The following is a 1,452-nucleotide window of genomic DNA, read 5'->3' as shown; positions in this document are numbered from 1 at the left end:
GCGGCCCCGATGTTATGGTCGCGAGTCGCTGCTTCATCCGCGTCGTCGTGGTGTTCATGTTCTTCGAATTCGACTCCGAACTCGCCGTCCGGCATTCGAACGATGGCTTTGAAGGCGTGTGGCTGCGGAATGTCTTCCTTCGATTCCAGATAGCCTCCACGGTCCGCCAGCGCGAACATTTGTTGTGTCCCATCGGGCCGCACCGTGGTAACGGACACCGCTGTAGCGTCCAGTCGTGAAGTCTGCGTCGCTGGCGTAATGCGGAAAACGGGTGGCACGCCGTCCTCGAAGATGGAAACGGCAAACACGCCGGCCGAGGCGCAAATCTTCTGGACTTCCTCCTCATGAGCGTGGTCATCATGACCATGATCGTGATCGCCGCCGCTCAATAGCCACACGCTCGCCAGGTTGACAAACAGGCCGACCGCCGCGATTGGAATTGCCTCACCGAAATGGATGGGTACCGGCGACAGGAAACGCGATGCCGCTTCGTAACCAATCAGAAGCGCAATCATCGCGAGCACGATGGCACTCGTAAAGCCCGAAGGCGTGTTTGCGCGCGTAGCGGTACGCAAGGGCTGTAATGAGCATCGCGCCGGCATGCGTCGACATATGCAGACCGTCGGCGACAAGCGCCAGCGAACCGAACATACTGCCGCCGACGATCTCAACAAGCATCATAGCGCTGCACAATGCGATCACGGCCCACGTCTTGCGCTCGTTCTTTTCGTGACCAACACCCAGAAAGATGTGGTCATGTCCTGCGCCGAATGCGGCGTCTTTGAAATCAACCATTTCTGACTATTTGAAATAGCTGTGAACAACTTCGATGAGTTGTTCCGTCGCGCTGGCGCCATCCTCCTCGCCGTTTTCCGCGTCGATGAGGTGGTTCCTGATGTGGTCTTCCAGCACAACCGCGAGAAGACCGTTCATAGCCCCGCGACAACTCGTGATCCGTTGCAGCACGTCCGCGCAGCCGTGCTCTTCCTCGAGCGCCCGCTCGACGGCTTCGACCTGTCCCTTGATACGGCGGACCCTATTAAGCAGTTTCTGTTTTTCCTGAACCGTGTGACTCATAGTGTTCTCCATATACCCCTTGGGTATACAATTTCGGGAAGTCTATCATAGGGGGTAGGGGTATCGATCACTATCGCAGATTTTAGTGCCAGCGGAGTTGCCAGCTATTTATCGAGCTGGGTTAGCGATCATCGCCGTCGATGCGCAGACGAACGGCTGGTCAAATGCTCATTTCAGTCGTTCGTCGTGACCCGACAATTGACCGGTGATGGCCGGCTCGGGTCTGCCGGGGATCGGCCACGCGCCGGTCGTCTGCGCTTCCTGGATGATTCACTGGGCAGTTGACATGCCAGATGTGTTCTACGGCGGATGACCATTGGATTGCTCGCGTATGGCATGAGCACTACAGGACAAACATGAAAATCCGACGGCTGA

General features: G+C 57.1%; 1 protein-coding gene and 1 pseudogene. Both read right to left on the bottom strand.

The genetic code is table 11. From position 1 onward, the window contains the following. Positions 1–795: pseudogene (locus B0G75_RS41015) on the bottom strand (cation diffusion facilitator family transporter); the annotation flags it as partial. Between the two features lie 6 nt (positions 796–801). Next, entirely contained in the window at positions 802–1,077 is a 276-nt protein-coding gene (locus B0G75_RS40000) for a metal/formaldehyde-sensitive transcriptional repressor (protein WP_106314954.1), read from the bottom strand. Positions 1,078–1,452 lie beyond the last annotated feature (375 nt).

This window comes from Paraburkholderia sp. BL18I3N2, from assembly GCF_003001875.1.
Taxonomy (GTDB): Bacteria; Pseudomonadota; Gammaproteobacteria; order Burkholderiales; family Burkholderiaceae; genus Paraburkholderia; species Paraburkholderia phytofirmans.
The sequence above is the reverse complement of the archived record's forward strand: the minus strand, read 5'-3'. Positions and strand labels throughout refer to the sequence as shown.

Bases quoted from the DNA above. Each gene is read 5' to 3' on its own strand.
- B0G75_RS40000 (WP_106314954.1), bottom strand. From the start codon at position 1,077: ATGAGTCACACGGTTCAGGAAAAACAGAAACTGCTTAATAGGGTCCGC.